Source organism: Pseudoalteromonas sp. JC3, assembly GCF_030291895.1.
Lineage (GTDB): Bacteria > Pseudomonadota > Gammaproteobacteria > Enterobacterales > Alteromonadaceae > Pseudoalteromonas.
Genome location: NZ_CP127856.1, coordinates 323610 through 341025 on the forward strand (window position 1 = coordinate 323610; position 17416 = coordinate 341025).

18 protein-coding genes are annotated in these 17416 nt (G+C 42.9%); 10 read left to right on the top strand and 8 right to left on the bottom strand.

Annotation, left to right across the window (positions count from 1 at the left end; all coding sequences use genetic code 11):
* The first annotated feature begins 11 nt into the window (after window positions 1-11).
* Entirely contained in the window at window positions 12-2087 is a 2076-nt protein-coding gene (locus tag QSH61_RS20210) for a basic secretory protein-like protein (protein ID WP_174169256.1), read from the top strand.
* 55 nt (window positions 2088-2142) lie between these two features.
* Here QSH61_RS20210 and ykgO read toward each other — a convergent pair whose 3' ends face one another.
* Window positions 2143-2283 carry a type B 50S ribosomal protein L36 gene (gene ykgO, locus QSH61_RS20215; protein WP_010373066.1) on the bottom strand — a complete coding sequence of 47 codons (141 nt, stop codon included), beginning with the start codon at window positions 2281-2283 and terminating at the stop codon, window positions 2143-2145.
* A gap of 5 nt (window positions 2284-2288) precedes the next feature.
* Complete coding sequence (locus QSH61_RS20220; protein ID WP_010373063.1) at window positions 2289-2546, bottom strand: type B 50S ribosomal protein L31; 258 nt, start codon at window positions 2544-2546, stop codon at window positions 2289-2291.
* A gap of 457 nt (window positions 2547-3003) precedes the next feature.
* On the opposite strand from QSH61_RS20220, the gene QSH61_RS20225 reads away from it, so the two are divergent.
* Window positions 3004-3258, top strand: coding sequence for a hypothetical protein (locus QSH61_RS20225; protein ID WP_010373062.1), 255 nt, complete (start codon window positions 3004-3006; stop codon window positions 3256-3258).
* Window positions 3259-3304: 46 nt separating this feature from the next.
* Here QSH61_RS20225 and QSH61_RS20230 read toward each other — a convergent pair whose 3' ends face one another.
* Complete coding sequence (locus tag QSH61_RS20230; protein WP_029215798.1) at window positions 3305-3958, bottom strand: DUF6058 family natural product biosynthesis protein; 654 nt, start codon at window positions 3956-3958, stop codon at window positions 3305-3307.
* A 174-nt stretch (window positions 3959-4132) separates the two neighbouring features.
* Between QSH61_RS20230 and QSH61_RS20235 the strand changes: the two genes are divergently transcribed.
* From QSH61_RS20235 to QSH61_RS20255, 5 genes are all read left to right on the top strand, one after another.
* Window positions 4133-5047 carry a dihydrodipicolinate synthase family protein gene (locus QSH61_RS20235; RefSeq protein ID WP_174169255.1) on the top strand — a complete coding sequence of 305 codons (915 nt, stop codon included), beginning with the start codon at window positions 4133-4135 and terminating at the stop codon, window positions 5045-5047.
* A 55-nt stretch (window positions 5048-5102) separates the two neighbouring features.
* Window positions 5103-6386: a DEAD/DEAH box helicase gene (locus QSH61_RS20240; RefSeq protein ID WP_010605367.1), complete on the top strand. Its 1284-nt coding sequence runs from the start codon at window positions 5103-5105 to the stop codon at window positions 6384-6386.
* A gap of 245 nt (window positions 6387-6631) precedes the next feature.
* The gene (locus QSH61_RS20245; protein ID WP_206471952.1) at window positions 6632-7528 is read left to right on the top strand and encodes a helix-turn-helix domain-containing protein; all 897 of its coding nucleotides are present in this window, start codon (window positions 6632-6634) and stop codon (window positions 7526-7528) included.
* A 131-nt stretch (window positions 7529-7659) separates the two neighbouring features.
* Window positions 7660-9447, top strand: a complete 1788-nt coding sequence (locus tag QSH61_RS20250; protein WP_248298688.1) for a CDC27 family protein — start codon at window positions 7660-7662, stop codon at window positions 9445-9447.
* 238 nt (window positions 9448-9685) lie between these two features.
* Window positions 9686-10882 carry an alpha/beta hydrolase-fold protein gene (locus QSH61_RS20255; RefSeq protein WP_206471953.1) on the top strand — a complete coding sequence of 399 codons (1197 nt, stop codon included), beginning with the start codon at window positions 9686-9688 and terminating at the stop codon, window positions 10880-10882.
* A 68-nt stretch (window positions 10883-10950) separates the two neighbouring features.
* Here the strand turns inward: QSH61_RS20255 and QSH61_RS20260 are convergent, their stop codons facing one another.
* From QSH61_RS20260 to zapE, 3 genes are all read right to left on the bottom strand, one after another.
* Complete coding sequence (locus QSH61_RS20260; RefSeq protein ID WP_206471954.1) at window positions 10951-11382, bottom strand: nuclear transport factor 2 family protein; 432 nt, start codon at window positions 11380-11382, stop codon at window positions 10951-10953.
* Between the two features lie 26 nt (window positions 11383-11408).
* On the bottom strand, window positions 11409-11897 hold the full coding sequence (locus QSH61_RS20265) for a hypothetical protein (RefSeq protein WP_174169251.1): 489 nt from the start codon (window positions 11895-11897) through the stop codon (window positions 11409-11411).
* A 113-nt stretch (window positions 11898-12010) separates the two neighbouring features.
* A complete protein-coding gene (gene zapE / locus QSH61_RS20270; protein WP_206471955.1) occupies window positions 12011-13093 on the bottom strand; it encodes a cell division protein ZapE in 1083 nt (360 codons plus the stop codon).
* Between the two features lie 53 nt (window positions 13094-13146).
* On the opposite strand from zapE, the gene QSH61_RS20275 reads away from it, so the two are divergent.
* The 3 genes from QSH61_RS20275 to QSH61_RS20285 all read left to right on the top strand — a co-directional run bounded on the left by QSH61_RS20275 (window position 13147) and on the right by QSH61_RS20285 (window position 14895).
* The gene (locus tag QSH61_RS20275) at window positions 13147-13746 is read left to right on the top strand and encodes a Crp/Fnr family transcriptional regulator (protein ID WP_206471956.1); all 600 of its coding nucleotides are present in this window, start codon (window positions 13147-13149) and stop codon (window positions 13744-13746) included.
* Between the two features lie 61 nt (window positions 13747-13807).
* The gene (locus QSH61_RS20280; protein ID WP_206471957.1) at window positions 13808-14443 is read left to right on the top strand and encodes a nitroreductase family protein; all 636 of its coding nucleotides are present in this window, start codon (window positions 13808-13810) and stop codon (window positions 14441-14443) included.
* A gap of 2 nt (window positions 14444-14445) precedes the next feature.
* A complete protein-coding gene (locus tag QSH61_RS20285; protein ID WP_017216748.1) occupies window positions 14446-14895 on the top strand; it encodes a DMT family transporter in 450 nt (149 codons plus the stop codon).
* Here the strand turns inward: QSH61_RS20285 and QSH61_RS20290 are convergent.
* Window positions 14892-15509 carry a glutathione S-transferase family protein gene (locus QSH61_RS20290; protein WP_206471958.1) on the bottom strand — a complete coding sequence of 206 codons (618 nt, stop codon included), beginning with the start codon at window positions 15507-15509 and terminating at the stop codon, window positions 14892-14894. The two genes, QSH61_RS20285 and QSH61_RS20290, sit on opposite strands and share 4 nt — an antisense overlap.
* A gap of 222 nt (window positions 15510-15731) precedes the next feature.
* Entirely contained in the window at window positions 15732-17336 is a 1605-nt protein-coding gene (locus tag QSH61_RS20295; protein ID WP_248298689.1) for an AbgT family transporter, read from the bottom strand.
* Window positions 17337-17416: the final 80 nt, after the last annotated feature.

Genomic DNA, 17416 nt, shown 5'->3' on the forward strand with positions numbered 1-17416 from the left:
AGGGTAACGAAATGAGAAAATTAATGCTATCAACGGTGGCAATGGCCGTTGCTGCGACACTAATAGGCTGTAATGATGGGTCTGAATTTGTTGAACGTGATAAGCCAGAGCAAACTCAATCATCCGGGCAGCCAGACTCTGGCGCATTGCGTAATATCACCTCAGATACTGGGGTTGAGATTGAGGCTATTTTAGCGGATGGTGTACAAGCCTCGCCCGCAGGTGAAAGTGTCGACAAACTTATCGACGCTAACACGAGTACAAAATTCCTGGCTTTTGCGTCAAACGTCACTGTAGTGTTTAAAGCCGCGACAGAGATTGAACTTAGAGAATATAGCTTTACGTCAGCAAACGATGAAGCAAACCGAGATCCAAAACAGTGGGTCGTATATGGCTCAAATGATAAAGCTGAGTGGATTGAGCTGGACTCAAGAGCGGGAGAAGTATTCTCTGCTCGAGGACTGACTCGCAATTTTGAATTGGCCGAAAGCGGCGAAAAGTATCGCTACTTCAAATTTGATTTAGTACATGGTGGTACAGATAGCTATGGTGCTGATATTACGCAACTAGCGGAACTCGAAATCAAAACGGTATCGGATATTCCTATCGTCGCATTTAATGCGACAAACACGACTCCTGAAGTCTCTGAGTATATTGTTTTTAGAGATGAGTCGTTGGTTAACCCGACTAGCTGGCAGTGGACGTTTGAAGGTGGTATTCCTGCGACAAGTACAGAGCAAAGCCCATTGGTTAAGTTTGAAGCTTTAGGGCCAAAAACCATTACACTGGTTGCGAGTAACGACAAAGGGGAAGCGACATTAGTTCAGCAAGACTTTATCCGTGTGTGGGAGCCAGCCTCGCCATGGGCTGGGTTTCCAGAGCCTGTAATCGAAGTGAAAAAGGAACTACCAGAGCACCCAGGACAGCTGGCGCTTGAACGTGCAGTACCAGACCTAAATGCCCTTATTCATGAGATCTCATTGAAGATTGCCAAGCGCTTGTTTAATAATGTAACCGAAATCAACGTTTTTGAGCACGTTACTTTTATTACCGGAGACTTTGATGCGCCGGCTTCAAAGGCCGGTGAAGGCAAATTTATGGAGCTTAGGTTTGATGTTAAGCACATCGCCAACCTAGAGGGTCTTGGAGATGAGGCTATCCGTAACGAAGTTATTGGCGTGCTGTGGCATGAGCTGACCCATGGTTACAACAACGTTCCGGCTGAAGGAGAATATCGTCCGGGCACGGATTATCACACCTATCTTGAAGCGCTAGCTAACTTTATTCGAATAGATGCTGGTTACTTAGAGCATAGACGCGGTGGAGTTCGCTGGATGGAACACTACAATGTTGATGCTTACGATCAAACAGCATTCTTCTTTGAGTGGGTAGAAAACAGTCATCGTAACACCGATTTTATCCGTAAGTTTAATGCGGCAGCAAAAACGCTTGATGCGTGGAGTTTAGACACCGCTTTTAAGTCTATATTTGGTGAACAACGTGGCATTGATGCAGTATTTGAAGAGTATCAAGTCTACCTTGCAAGCGTCGGTAAGTTACCACCAGTACCACTTGGCTATCAGAACTTTGCACCCACTAGCACTCAGGTAACAACAAACGGAACTGCACTTGTGCCTTTTAATGAGGGGGCAGACAAGCTTAATGATAGAAATATTACCTCTAAATTTAATGTGGTGTTGGAAGCCCCTGCTTGGCTTGCACAATATGCACCTGACTTGTTGCCGATAAAGCAGGTTGATAAGGCCCAGGTTAACTATGTGTTTGACAGCGCTAAAACAGCAAAATACTACTCATTAGCGACAGCGGGAGACAACCCTCATCGCTTTCCTAATGCGTGGCAGCTACAGGGCTCAAATGACGGTACGAATTGGATTACGCTAGATACTCAACAGTTCAACGAACTACCTAATACGATGGAATACTATAGCTTTGCTATCGAGAGTCCAAATGCGTATACCCAGTATCGTTTGGAACTTGAGCATACCCGTGAAGGCGGTGGAATTGGCGGCGCTAGCGGACGCCTAATTCAACTAGGCGAATTCTCATTGTGGGAAGCAAAAGACTAGCCTTTTAGTTTAAAGGTGGGCAATGCCCACCTTTAAAACGTACTTATTTTGACCTTTAACGTTTCTTCTTCTTTTTACCTTGAACCGCTTTAAATCGCGGATTAGATTTACAAATTACGTAAACCCGACCGCGTCTTTTTACGACTTGGCACCCCGGTCTATTTTTAGCGCTTTTGAGTGAGCTCAGTACTTTCATCTGGTTTATCCTTTTTTAGTCGCAAGGTTCTTAAAGCGACGGTTAAATTGTGCAACTCGACCATCACTTGCCACCAACTTCTGTTTACCAGTGTAGAAAGGGTGAGATGCACTAGAGACGTCAATTGGGAAGTAAGGGTAAGTCTTACCATCTAGTTCAACGGTTCTGTCTGATTTAATGGTTGAACCAACAATAAAGTACTTATCAACCGATGTATCATGGAAGGCAACAAGTTGATAATCAGGGTGGATATTGGGTTTCACGACAACGACTCCTAAATAATGTGTTGTTATATTGTATCAATATAAATCAAATAAAAACTATTCTCAACAACTAATTTGTCGTTGCCGCTATTTAGCGCGATACGCCTAATTTGTCGACGCATGCGGAACTAAACTGAATGCATCTTGAGCAGTTGATTAAAAGGGGCTTACTTTCCTTAAAATTGCCTGATATAACTAGTTCTAGATAGTTTCTCAAGTAGTCATATTGGTGTTGACACCTAACCGGAATAGTAGCGAATAGACTTTTTTGGAATATAGCTATCGATGTAAGCCTGTTGGTTTGATAGATATGAGATAAAAGAGTGAGATCCAATTGAGGCTGGCTTAACGGTTAATAACCTTCACTAAATGAGAGAGGTCTAGCAAATAATTAAAACCTAGTACGTTCGCGAAAGTACTTTGTTCGCTAACGCAATACAGATATAGAGCATTTATTATGGATAAACATGCTGAGTTAGATAACTCAATTTTGGCTAAGCTTCACAGCAGCGATGACAGCGCGTTACAGCAAGAATTAGACACACTCTCTTGCACACATAGTGACATAGTGACACTACTGGCACAGTATCAAACGCTCAGTGAGCAAGATGATGAACTGTTCGATGCTTGGTACGACAGCTTATGTAAAGATCAGTTAAAGGTCTTAAAAGCATTTGAGATAATTCGTGCGCACATAGAACAGCAAATATAAATACGCATAGATTGTCTGGCGAAACGGTTGTGCGCCAGACTGCAGATTATTTGATTGATAAGTCGTACTTACTAATCAATTGGTCAATGTATCGAGTGCGTAGCGATTCTGTTTGCTCAGCTTGAGTATTGGCTGCCAATGCTTTGTTTAGTAGCTTCATGGCGCTATGTACTTGAATACGTTGCTCTGGGGCAATGCTGCTGGCGGTTCTTGCTTCTGTAATGTCGTCGATAATCGCGCGGCCTAGGTCAATATAAAGCGCTTCCTCTACGAGACCATTTTGGCTGATCACCCCATACTTGCCACATAAGAACTGTTGCCAAACTTGCTGTACATGCTCTGTAAGGTCATCACTAAAGCTTGGATCTTCGGTGTAAAAGCCTTTTTCAATACATTTCGTAAGTGCTTCACAGTAACGCTGTTGAAATAACTCAAATGCACTACTTGATTGATCTACTTTATGTTTAAGTAACAGTTGCCCCCAATTGAGTAGGCCTCGGGCATAAAAATCAGTATATTCTTCACATTCGTACAGGCCAAAGTACGAACTACACTTAATTTGATTTTGAATACTATAACTCGGATTTGGGAATAGGCTCATTTGTTGCCATTCTAAGAGCTGTTCTTCAGGTATCTTTAAGCTGCTGCTCAGCTCCAAAGTGGTATAAAAGTGCGTATTTAGAAAATGTGTCAGTCCCATAAAATTAAACTGGATAAATATACAGTGTTTTTGATTTTGCTGGATCTTTACGCAAATAACAAGCACTAAAGTTAAATTTCGTTAGATTTAACCGATTTACTCAGGTTTATGGGTCGGATCTCAGTCAGATTTATGGTAAAAATGGCTGTCAACTGGAAGAGTAATAGAAAGACCATGCATCAGATCCAATCAATAAAAAAAGCAAGCTTAATTACCGCTATTAAAACCCCTTACACAATGGCGGGTGAAATTGACTTAGATACTTACGACAAGCTAGTCGAAGCGCAAATCGCCGGCGGTGTCGATGGTATTGTTGTCGGTGGCACCACGGGTGAAGGCCAACTGATGAATTGGGAAGAGCACTTAATGCTCATTGCCCATTCTGCGAATAAGTTTGGCGATAAACTGCTGATTGTTGGTAACACTGGCAGCAATAACACCAGAGAAGCAAAAAAAGCGACTGAATATGGGTTTGCATCAGGTATGCACTGTGCATTACAAATAAACCCGTATTATGGTAAAACCTCAATTGCGGGTGTGAAGGCACACTTGAAAGAAGTCTTGGAAATCGGTCCTGGCTTTATTTACAACGTGCCTGGCAGAACGGGACAAGACATTACGCCTGATATCATTGAGCCGCTGGCCAGCCACAAGCATTTTGTTGGTATGAAAGAATGTGCGGGTGATGAGCGTATCGCACACTATGAAGCGAAAGGCATTGCGTGTTGGTCAGGTAACGATGATCAAGCCCACGATAGCCGTCATAACAGCCAATCTCATGGCGTTATTTCTGTTGCTTCAAACATTATTCCGGGCTTGTTCAGGCAATTGATGGACACGCCTAACCAAGCGCTTAACCAGTCTTTGCAACCGTTAATGAACTGGCTCTTTTGCGAACCAAATCCAATTGCTATCAATTCAGCTTTAATTATGACTGGCGCAGTCAAACCGGTATTTAGATTGCCTTATGTGCCACTGTCGCCAGCACAGCAAAAAGAGGGGATTGAACTCCTTTCTCAGTTAAAAGAAAGTGACTTTGTTGGCTCGACACCAAAATTAATTGACGAAACCTTGCTTAAGTTTTGTTAAAAGTCGGTTTGTCATTTATAATCTGCGACCGTTTTTGACTCGGTCGTAGGTTATTATGGCAACGTTTTCTTCATTTAGTTTCGCACAGCCTCTTTTAGATGCGCTGCAAGACATCAATTTTCATACATTAACGCCAATTCAACAGGCGGCTATCCCAGCTGTCCGTCAAGGTAGTGATGTGCTCGCAACAGCGCAAACTGGAACAGGGAAAACCGCAGCTTTTGCATTACCTATCATCCAAAAATTGCTTGAGGCTGAAGCACAGTCGACGCCAAGAGCGTTGATTTTGGCGCCAACGCGTGAGCTTGCCGAGCAAATCGCCAACAACTGTGCGACATTTGCTAAGTACACAGACTTAAAAGTGCAGGCACTGTTTGGCGGAGTTAACGCCAATGGCCAGGCTGAGCGCTTAAAGCAGGGCGTGGATATTTTAGTGGCAACCCCTGGACGCTTGTTAGATCATATCCGCCTAGGTAATGTCACGTTAAGTAACGTTAAACACTTAGTGTTAGATGAAGCTGACCGCATGTTAGATATGGGCTTTATCACCGACATGCAAAAAATCATTGAGCTGGTGGATAAGCAAAAGCAGCTATTGTTGTTTTCTGCAACTTTCCCGTCGGCAATGAAGCAGTTCGCGAAACAAGTGTTGGAACACCCTAAGTTAATCCAAGCGACGCCAGAAAATAGTACAGCCGACACGGTTCGCCACGTTGTTTATCCAGTTAAAGAAGAACGTAAGCGCGAGTTACTATCTGAGCTGATCGGGACCAAAAACTGGCAACAAGTGCTGGTGTTCGTCAATATGAAAGAAACCGCGGACAAGCTAGTTGAAGAGTTAAAGCTTGATGGTATAGATGCAAATGTATGTCATGGCGACAAAACTCAAGGCGCTCGTCGTCGCGCTTTAAGAGAGTTCACCGAAGGCAAAGTACGCGTTATGGTTGCAACCGAAGTCGCAGCTCGCGGATTGGATATCGTTGGCCTGCCACGCGTGGTTAACTACGATGTGCCTTATCTTGCCGAAGATTATGTTCACCGCATCGGAAGAACTGGTCGTGCAGGTCAGTTTGGTTATGCGATCACCTTTGTAAGCCGCGAAGAAGAATCTGACCTTATTCATATTGAACAGTTAATTGAGCAGCAAATTTCACGCTATTATCTGCCGGGCTACGAAGTGGCAAATCGTGAAAGACTGGTTGAAACTATCCAGAAGAAACCCGCGCATCAACGTCGTAAGGCGCGGGTGAATAAGCCTTCGAATCAAGCAAGTGCAGAAGCAAGATTAAAAAACCGCTCTCGTATTGCAAATGTACGTAAGCAGCAAAAGAAGAAGTAAAATTGTTTTTTTGCTTTATTTACAACGCCAGCTAGCACGCTGGCGTTGTTGTTTTTAGCCAATGTGGCGTACAATAGCGAAAAATAATTATAAAAATACGGCTTGTGCTTCAGTCATTTCACATTGTTCCAGTTAATGTAATCCAACTCGCCTCTCTTGGGGCTTATCTCCTCGCAATGTTAATTTTTGCCAATCAACCACGCGCAAGAATGCTCGTCATCTATTTGTTATGTCAATGTGTGCTGATGACAACCAATTTTGCTGAAGAAGCGTTAGGGGCTAGAAGCTATTTACTTATCACGCCTGTATTTACCCTAGCTACTGGGCCTTTAGTCTATTTTCTGTTTAAAAATCTACTGCATGCTAATCGGGATAAGCAAGAGCGAAGATTAGTACATTTCTTACCTGTTTTGCTGGCGCTTCCATTTACTGAATACACCCAGCTTGTGATTGCGTTTGGCACTGTCAGTCAGTTGATTTATTTTGCTTTTACGGTGCAACTTGTTGGCTTTTACCAGCAAGCATCCGCGGAGATCAGAGCGGACGTCAACACGTGCGATTTACAATGGATAAGAACAACGGTTGTCTTGTTTGTGATCTTTGCTCTGGTGGATTTGGTTAGACTCAATATGCAAACATACAACGACATCAGCACTAAAGCACTCTGGTATTTTATTGACTTAGTTTGGTTACTTGCAATTAATCTTTACCTAGTTGTCAAAGTACACAATCAACCACACCTCGAAGATTCTATAACGCAAGCCCAAGAAATAACGTTCAATGAGGTGGACAAACAGTCAGAAGATCCAACCGAGATATTCAATGCAATTCATAACACGATTATGCAGCACTATTTATATCGACAGCCACGCCTGACTATTCACGACGTTGCTGAGGTTATTGGACTTGGGGTAAAGGATATCTCTTGGGCCATCAATACTTGTGGTGGTTACAACTTTAATGAGTATATCAATAGCCTGCGGGTCGATGAGGTAAAACAGCAACTACAGTGCGAAAAGCAAACAACGCCCAACTTGTTAGCGCTCGCAATGAATGCTGGGTTTAACTCAAAATCCTCGTTTAACAGTGTTTTTAAAAAGCAAACGGGTTACACTCCAAGTCAATTTTCAAAATTAATATAAGTATATTAAACAATTGCTTATGCTTAATTCTGACTGTTTTTTAAAAGTCCTGGAAGTACAAAATCCTGATATTGCACGCTATATAAAGTCGTTATAGGTAATCTGGAGTTAAATCGATAACAAGGATAAAGATGATGTATTCAAGTTTTCTCACTCATGTGGCCACTTACCTGACTTTTAGTAGTTTGTTTATCGCGCAGCCTGCAAAGGCTGAACCTATTCGGGTGCTGACATCAACGAGCGAACAAGTGCATGTTGCACAGCAACTAGATGTTAAATCCCCAGTGGATTACCTAAATACACGGATCAACGCACTAGCGTTGGTACGTAGCAAAAATTGGCAGCAGGCGTTACCACAACTGCAAAAGCTTACTAAGTCGTATCAAGATGACGGAGACACTTGGTATCTATTGGGATTAACGCAAATACAATTAGCGCATTATGAGCAAGCTATCATTGCGCTGAAAAAGGCGTTGTCACTGGGTGTAAACCTAACCAATATTCCTACCGGTTCGCGCCCCTCAAATGACATTATGATAAAGATTGCAGGCGCGTATGCTGCACTAGGTAAAGTGGATGAAGCTAATCAGTGGCTGAGTAAGTCTTTGTCAGCGCGGTACGACGAACGCAGTAGCTTAGCAAATAAAGGCGTTTTCGACTCCATCAAAGATAATATGCAATTTCAGCGTCTTACAGGTAACTATAAAGACACTTCGCTCACTCGGGATCAGCAGTGGAATGCAGATTTAGATTTCTTACTCTCAGAAATTAAGCGGTTGCATGTTAACGAACAGGCAAGTAACAACCCGGATTTAATTACGTTGGCAAATGATTTGCGCTCAGATATACCCAAGTTAACTGATCAGCAAATTGTCTTCGGTATGATGCAAATGATAGGCAGGCTTGGTAACGGGCATAACTTTATCGTACCGACCTTCGGAGAAAAAGGGAATTTTACTCGTTTGCCAGTGCAGTTTTATGCCTTTACCGATGGCCTTTACATTGTTGATGCTGAAGCTGAGTTTAGTGATTTAATCGGCTATAAAGTTACAGCCTTTGCGAAAACACCAACCGCAGATGCAATGGCGAAAGTTGCCGAGATTAATCCGCGAGATAATGAAATGCAGCAGCTTTGGCTTGCGCCTTATTATCTCGCCATGCCCGAAGTACTCGCTGGACTAGAGTTGATCGATGCGTCAAATGAAGTGTCTATCACGGTAGAAAATGCGCAGAGCGCGCAAAAGACCATTCGCCTTAGTGGCCAATCATTCGAGTTTCGCGGCTTTCCGACTTTGCCAGAAAATCATCAAAAAAGCCCACAATATCTGCAAAACGTCAATAAACCTTATTGGTACGAAGTGGATAAAAGCAATGAGGTTTTGTACGTGCAATTTAATGCCGTTGCACAGATGAAAACGCAGTCGCTAGCGCAATTTAGTGCGGAGTTGATAGAGACAATAAAAGACGGTGAAGTAAATCACTTGGTGCTGGATTTACGACATAATAGTGGTGGCAATGGCTCCATCTTACCACCATTACTAAAGGCACTTATTTATTTTGAAGCGGCAAAGCCAGAAGGCAAGTTATTTGTAGTGATGGGACGTAATACCTTTTCTGCAGCGCAAAACCTCTTGACCAATATTGATAGCTTTACCAATGCCATATTGGTTGGAGAGCCAAGTGGTTCTCGGCCAAATCATATTGGTGAAGCTGGAAGGTTCCGTTTACCGTTCAGTGGGGTGTTTGGACTCGTTTCGTCGCAGTTTCACCAAACTTCTCGCGCAGAAGACCACCGTATTTGGATTGCTCCACATATGCCGGTATTGCCGGACTCTGCAAGCTACTTCAATGGTGTCGATCCCGCCATGAAAGCCATTTATAGTGTATTGGATAAAAACGTCGATGGTTTAGTTAAGTAACCATCGCGTAAGTGAACGCTTTTTAGGCCAAATCTTAAAAGGAAGTGGCAGAAATGGTAACTGCAGCAGCGTTATTGTTGTTTTCTTTGTGATTGCCGCCTTGCTGTATTTCTCCGTTTAAGTGTATGCGCTGACTATCTAAAAAGTAAGCTAGCAACAAGAGGGACATGGGGTGCTATCAATTCCTGAACCATTATGCTAGCTTTGTTAGTGAAATCAACTAAATGGAATAATAATAATGAGAATTGGTAAGGCAGTTCAGTGCTTGTTTGCTGTGACTTTAGCGGCTTTCTTTTCGGTAGCTGCGATGGCAGAGTCCGAAGAAAAGACAAAGCAAGAATATGAGCAACAAACAAAAACCTTGATGTCAAAAGTACTTGATGAAAAGAGAACTTTTACAATTCAACTACCCAAAAATTATCACACCAACCCCAATAAAAAATACCCTGTGATTTATCGCCTTGATGGTAAAGGCAACCTTCCGTTGATGACCGCTGTACTTGAGCGTTTGCAAGGAGCAAACGTTTCTGCCGCACCTGAAGTTATTATTGTTGCAATCGAAAATACAGACAGGTTAAGAGATCTTTATCCAACTAAGAATAAAGAGCCTGCAGGACCTATGGATATTGGCGGCGGGGCACCTAAGTTTTTAGAGTTTATCGAGACTGAACTTATTCCTTATGTGAACCAGACCTATCGCACTCATGATTTTAAAGTCATTGCAGGTGCATCTGCAGCGGGTACTTTTGCGCTTTATGCTTTGCAGGCAAAGCCTGAGCTATTTCAAGCGCATATTGCTTATAGCCCAGCGGTATGGTGGAACTTTGGCGCGACAGCAAAGAGTACCAAAGCATTTATTTCCAAAACGAAGCAACTAAATAACTTTCTATATATCACAATTGGTGAGGAAGGTGGCGTGATGCGCGAAAGATACGATGATATGGCACGCTTTCTAGCAGCAAATCAACCACATGATTTGCGCTTTTTCAGTGAGGCTTACGACAATGTTCCTCATGGACTTGTGTCTGCAGCTGGTATGTTTAGCGCGTATCAAAAGCTGTTTTTGCCAACTCAAATGCCTGCTCGTGCGTATACCGGTGAATTGAGCTCTATTACTAAGTATTATCAACAACTGTCTGCTCAATATGGCGAGGTTTTTGAGCCACAGGAAGCAGTGATCAGAGAGCTTGGCTATTACCACGTAAGCATGGGTAACGTGAAAGAAGCAATTAAGTTGTTTAAGTTTGGCGTTTCACGCTATCCAAATAATGCAGATGCCTACAACGGCTTAGCATATGGCTATGAAACCGACAAACAATACCAAGCATCTTTACAGCAAGTAAACAAAGCGCTGGCATTGTCATCGAAGGGTGATGGTGGCTACGATGTCTTTGTTGCTCGTAAAGAGCGGCTAACTAAATTACTTGGTGAGTGATAATCAAAATGCGTAAATAGGCCACTTAGGTAATCGATGTGGTCTATTTTTTGAGTATTTATTGCCACTTAAAAATAGTGGCGAATACGCTTTATTTTTTCGCCGCTAAACTCAAACACTGTCATAAGCTTTTGCTTATTTTCTTTTTCATCCGTGTTACCTTGCTGATCAACGCAAGGATGTAGATACTCAACGGTCACCGCATTAAGGCCTTCAATGATGTTTGTGACTTCGATATCGCATTTTCCGTATTGGCCTAGATAGCTGAGTAAGCCTTTCTTATACTCTTCTTTTGACAATACGGCATTAAAGCGAGGGTGCTCGAATGAGGCATCTGGCGTTAAAAGCGTAAGTAGGTGAGTAACATCAGACTCTTTTGAATATTGGTGTTCAACGGCTTTTTGTGCCTCGAAGTAAGCGTTAACCTTGTTGCTCAGTGCTTCTGCGGAGCAAAGACTTGAAACCAGCATGAGTGGCAGCAGTGCATATCGAACTTTCATTATGATTTTCCTTAAATTATTGTTTTTTACTCTGTATTGAATGCAACGTTTCGACCGGGAAATGCAAGTTTAGAAAATGGCCATGCCGTTTTTAACCAATGAGTAATTGTTTGATAGACTAGGTTATCCAATGTGATATCTTCTGCTCCTATCCATAGATAGACATCACAATCAAAATCTGAAGATTGTGGCGGATCGATATAGACACAACCGATATACTTTTCACTGTGTCTGGTGTAAACCGCATAGGCAAATGCCGCTCGCGACATAAATTCTTCCTTGTGGGTGGCTAAACTCGCAATGTTTTCCTCATAAGTCATAGTAGCTTTCGGCCAGTCTGAATTCGGACCAAATATGCCTTGCAAGCGTACTTGATTAGCCATCACCAGCTCATAATCTACTATCGCAATTTTCTCATTGAGCACGGTAAAAGAAAAATGGGATGTGCTAACCCTCGTTGGTGGCATAAAAGAGTCAGGAATAAAGGGCTGAGCTTGTTTTTGTTGATTAGTCACTGTCGCCAGTACTCTCTGACAAGGGAAACTTTTTCATAGAAACATACTTTTTATTATTATTTGCAGCAGGTTAGCACTCGTTTGTAATTTATACAATTATAAAAATTGTAAGCTCAGTAGGCGCTAAGATACCAACTTTGCATTTCTGTCACTCGACTAATGCAGCGAGCGAAAGCAAATGCCAGTTGCTCACCTTGGTAGATTTGCGATATGGGCGCAGCGGCCAAAAAAACAACCGGTACTTTGGCTTCGTAACATTCATCGATAAGCGCAATCAGGCGTCTGGCCTCATCGTCGCCAATCCTAGGTTGCGTTGAGTTATTTGGGCGGATATAGCCTTCCTCAGTTCCTTGCGCTACATCTTTATTCTCTGGAGTAACACCCAGTAGCGGTAACTCAGAGATAAAAATACAGCTAACTTGCTGTGCAAGCTCAATATAGTCATTGGTAGCGCGTGGGCTTGAGCAGATCTCCATAAAATCAAAACATACGACGCTTTCATTTGCGCCAAGCACGTTAATTAGACGATGATTAATTTCAAGGATGCCCGGTTTGAATATGCCACCTACATTAGTAAAGGCGTCCCAAAATGCTTGTTTATCGTTGACGAAGTAGTGGTTTGCCGTTGTACCTTTGCTAAATCGATGGTCCGTCTCACCACATACAGATATGACATCGCAGTGACTTATAAGCAGCGCAATTGTTGGCTCAAAACGGTCTCTATGTAGTCCATCTTTGTATAACTCGGTTGGGTGGCAATTGGAGGTTGCAACTAAGGTCACGCCATCTTCAAAAAGGGCTTCAAACAATCTCGCCATAATAATGGCATCGCCAATATCGGTGACAAAAAATTCATCAAAACACAATAACGATGTTTGCTCTGCCCAATTTTGGGCGATGCGCTTTAAAGGATCTCTCACACCTTGAATTTGATTGAGCTCTTTATGCACCTGTTGCATAAAGTGATGAAAGTGTAGGCGAGTTTTGTCTGTGACGTCAGTGAATTCATAAAACCAATCCATCAGCATTGTCTTGCCACGCCCGACAGGGCCATAGAAATAGATGCCTTTATTCGAGTGACCACTAGCGAGTGAACGAGAAAGGGCATCTAAAGCTGAAATTGCAGCTTGCTGCGCTGCATCAGGAGTAAGATTTCCACATTCAATTTGTGCTTGGTAATGGCTAGAGATTGACATAGACACTGCAAATAGGAATAGTTAATCCGAATAATATCATAAAGCTATAACTCATGGATGCACTAACAAGATTAAAACAAGCAGTAGACGCCTATTACCCGCTTTCTCAAGACACCTGGTCCGCTATTGCTGCGATCACCAGCATCAAACTACTTGCGAAAGATGAGTGGCTTTACAAAGAAGGAGAGTATCTGACTACTTTTGCATTTTTACATCAAGGGTTAGTTAGATTAGTAAACACCAATACTGCTGGGCAGGAATACAATAAGCGTTTTTTTGTGGCGGGGGAGTTTCCTGGTGTGATGCATGCTCTACATCGCCAAGAGCCCGCCAATCAAGGGATCCAAGCGCTTGAAACATCACAGGTAGTCCTAATCAATTTCAAGCAGTTTAGAGCACTATTAATGGATAATCCGGAATTAATGCGATTTCAAATACTGTATCTTGAAAAGAACTGGTTGTTAGAAAAGGATAAGCGAGAGCTTTATATGGTGCAGTTAGATGCCACGGAGCGCTATCTCGCATTTTTAAAAGAGCAGCCAGAACTTGCTGAGCGTGTACCACAATACCATTTAGCGTCCCATCTTGGGATCACTCCTACACAGTTAAGCCGAATAAGAAAATCGTTAAAAAATTCAGGTTCGTTTACATAGGTAAATGAGCCAAGCTCTTCACCTTGTTAAAGTTGTCTCAACACATAATGGAGAGCAACTTATGCATACTACGCAACTAGAATCGTTATTGAATTGGCGTTACGCCGTCCGCAAATTTTCTGAGCAAACCATTGCTCAGGACAAAGTAGATAAGTTAATCGAACTGACGGGGTTGAGTGCTTCAGCATTTGGCTTACAGCCTTATAAGATTATTCAAATATCCAAGCTATCGATGAAAAAAGCATTGCTACCGCATTCGTATGGGCAACAAAAAGTGCTTGATAATAGCCATCTATTAGTTTTTGCTGCGGATATGTCACCTTTAGATAGCCAAGTAGAGCGCTACATTCAAGACTTTAAGGAGAATCGAAACCTTGATGAGCTTGTCTATGCGCAGATGGAATTGGGTATGAAAGACGCGCTACACACCATGGACTTTGAGTCTCAATATAGCTGGTGTTCTGAGCAGGCTCACTTGGCCCTCGGTACATTACTACTGGTAGCCGCCAGTATGGAAATTGATGTTTGCCCAATGACCGGTATCGATAAGGTTGCCTACGATGACGTATTGGGTCTTTCATCCTTAAACTTACGCACGGTATTAATTGCGCCAATTGGCATTCGTGACAGTACGGATGTGAACGCGAATACAAGCAAAGTAAGGAAATCGAGAGACTTGCTGCATCTTGAGGTATGACTATGATTTTTGCCATATTAGCCGTTTTTGCAGGTGGTGCAATTGCGGTGCAGGCAAGCATGAATGCACAACTTGGCGGCTTATTAAAAAGTCCGATATTGGCAGCTGGAGTGGCGTTTACCGTCAGCGCATTCTATGCCTTTATTGCCTTTCGGGTATCTGATAACGTGCTGCCAGCAACCTCAGAGCTAAAAGCGGTGCCTTGGTACTTGTGGTGTTTAGGTGGGGTGCTAAGTGCAACAGGGGTGGGACTCTGTTATTTTTTAATTCCTAAAATGGGTATAGGTAACCTTATGGCTTATTACTTGTGTGGTCAAATGGTGGTAGCTATGGTGATCGGTCAGCTTGGTCTCTTTGGTGTACCTTATACGCCTATTAACCTGCAAAAAGTCGTGGGCGTGATTGCTGTGCTGACCGGTATTGTACTTATTAACGTTAATCGTTCAGGCTAAAGCTCAGCCATTTCTAAAGCTTTGCTAATAGCTGGTGTTGCCGCAATTTGGCGATAATAGCGGCGTAAATTCTTAAGCGAAGGCGTTTTTTCTAAAAATGTCTTCGCACGTTCACAAAGCATAAATAAATAGCTGTCGCACAGCGTAAATTGATTTGCAAACAGGTAATGATTGTCTGCAAGTAAGGTATCAATAATACCAAACCCTTCTTCCAGTCGACCTTGCTGCGAGCGAATAAGGTCGTCATACATTAAAGCACTTTGGGTGTGTCGTTCTGGGTAGGTATACATCAATAAGTCGCTGTGAATAGAAGCGCTCATAAAATGCATCCATTGCAGGCACTGTGATTTTAGTTTTAGCTCAGTTGGGATAAGCTGCTTGTCGATGTGCTTTTCAGCAAGGTACTGAGAAATTGCAGCGCTTTCAAATAAGGTAAAGTCGTCGTCAACGAGGGCTGGTACTTGTCCGGCAGGGCTTAGTTTTAAGTATTGTGCACTACGGTTGGCGTTTTTTTTGATATCCACCAGTTCAAGTTGATAAGGCTCACCAATGAGTTCTAATAAAATATGAGGCGCAAGGCTCGCACTTTGTGGATAGTAAAAGAGTGTATACATAATTCACCTAATGTTAGGTCACGTGTATCACTCAGGAACAGGGCATAAAATAACAGTGATCACGTGAAGTTAGTTTAATACCAATGTAATAATTGCAATGTTATTGGTATCCAAAATCGGCTCCTTCTTCGCTGTCTCCTATTCAACCTTAGGTGAGGGTTGAGGTTTTCACAAATAAAAATGCCAGCAAATGCTGGCATTTAGATAATTTTAAAGTATTAGCTACGGATTGTAGTAGATAGGAGAGTTAGGTCCAACTGGTAGACCAAAGCCAAATACCCACACGTAGAATAGTGCTACCCAACCTATAAAGAAGAACATGCTGTACGGCAACATAGTCGCTACTAATGTACCTATACCCATGTCTTTTTTGTATTTCGTCGCAACCGCTAATATCAAACCAAAGTAGCTCATCATGGGAGTGATAAGGTTAGTAACTGAATCTCCAATACGGTACGCTGCTTGAATGGTTTCCGGCGCATAGCCGATAAGCATAAGCATTGGAACGAATATCGGTGCCGTGACAGCCCATTGAGCTGATGATGAACCAAGGCTTAGGTTAACTAGTGCACACATGAATATAAACAGTACGAATACTTCAGGGCCAGTTAGGTTTAGCGCCTGCAATAGTGCTGCGCCATTTATTGCAAGGATTGTACCTAGGTTTGTCCACTTAAAGAATGCAACAAACTGAGCGGCAAAGAATACCAACACGATATACATGCCCATAGAGCTCATGCTTTTACTCATTGCATCAATAATGTCGCGGTCATTTTTCATGGTGCCAACCACACGGCCGTACACAAAACCCGGGATAGCAAAGGTTACGAAGATAAATACCACGATCCCTTTTAAAAATGGTGAACCCGCCACTTCGCCTGTTTCAGGATGACGTAAAATACCATCTTCAGGTACTATGGTTAATGCAAGCAGAATGCTCACTACGAGTAGCGATAAACCAGCCCATCTAAGGCCAGACTTTTCTTTTGCAGAAAGCTTCTCGATATTGTTTTCACTTAAATCAACGCTGGCTTCTTTAGGGTCGTATTTCCCTAAACGTGGCTCTACGATTTTCTCAGTGACTAAGGTTCCCACGATGGCAATTAGGAATACTGAAATCATCATGAAGTACCAGTTCGCTTCAGGTCCTACTTGGTAAGTTGGGTCAATCATCTGCGCAGCAGGCGTCGTAATACCAGCTAATAGCGGATCGATTGTGCCAAGCAATAGGTTTGCGCTGTAGCCACCAGATACGCCAGCAAATGCAGCGGCTAAACCGGCAAGCGGATGTCTACCAAGGCTATGGAAAATCATTGCGGCAAGCGGAATAAGTACAACGTAGCCAAGTTCTGATGCGGTGTTAGACAAGATAGCAGCAAATACAACCATGAACGTAACAAGGCGTTTTGAAGCGCCCATTACCATGCCGCGCATTGCAGCTGATAGCATGCCTGAGTGTTCTGCAACACTAACCCCTAGTAATGCAACAAGTACGGTGCCAAGTGGTGCAAAGCCAGTAAAGTTAGTCACAAGACCAGTCACAATGCGTTGCAAACCCTCTGCACTCATTAAGCTTACGACTTCAATGACACCGTCGGGGTCGCGACCTGCGGAGCCTTCTGGGCGAGGATCGATGGCAGATAGCCCCATCCAATCGGCAATACCACTAAATACCACGATGGCGATACAAAACATTGCAAACAAAGTAATAGGGTGGGGAAGCATATTCCCTAAGAACTCAACAGTTGCCAAGAAGCGATTGAATAATCCCCCTTTTTGCCCCTGTTGGTCCTGACTATCAGCTTGCGTCTCTACAGCATTTGACATAGCTAAATTCTCAGTTCCAAAAAATGGCGCAACCTTAGCATTTTTTTTACATGAGATCATGCTTAAGCGGCTATTTGTCC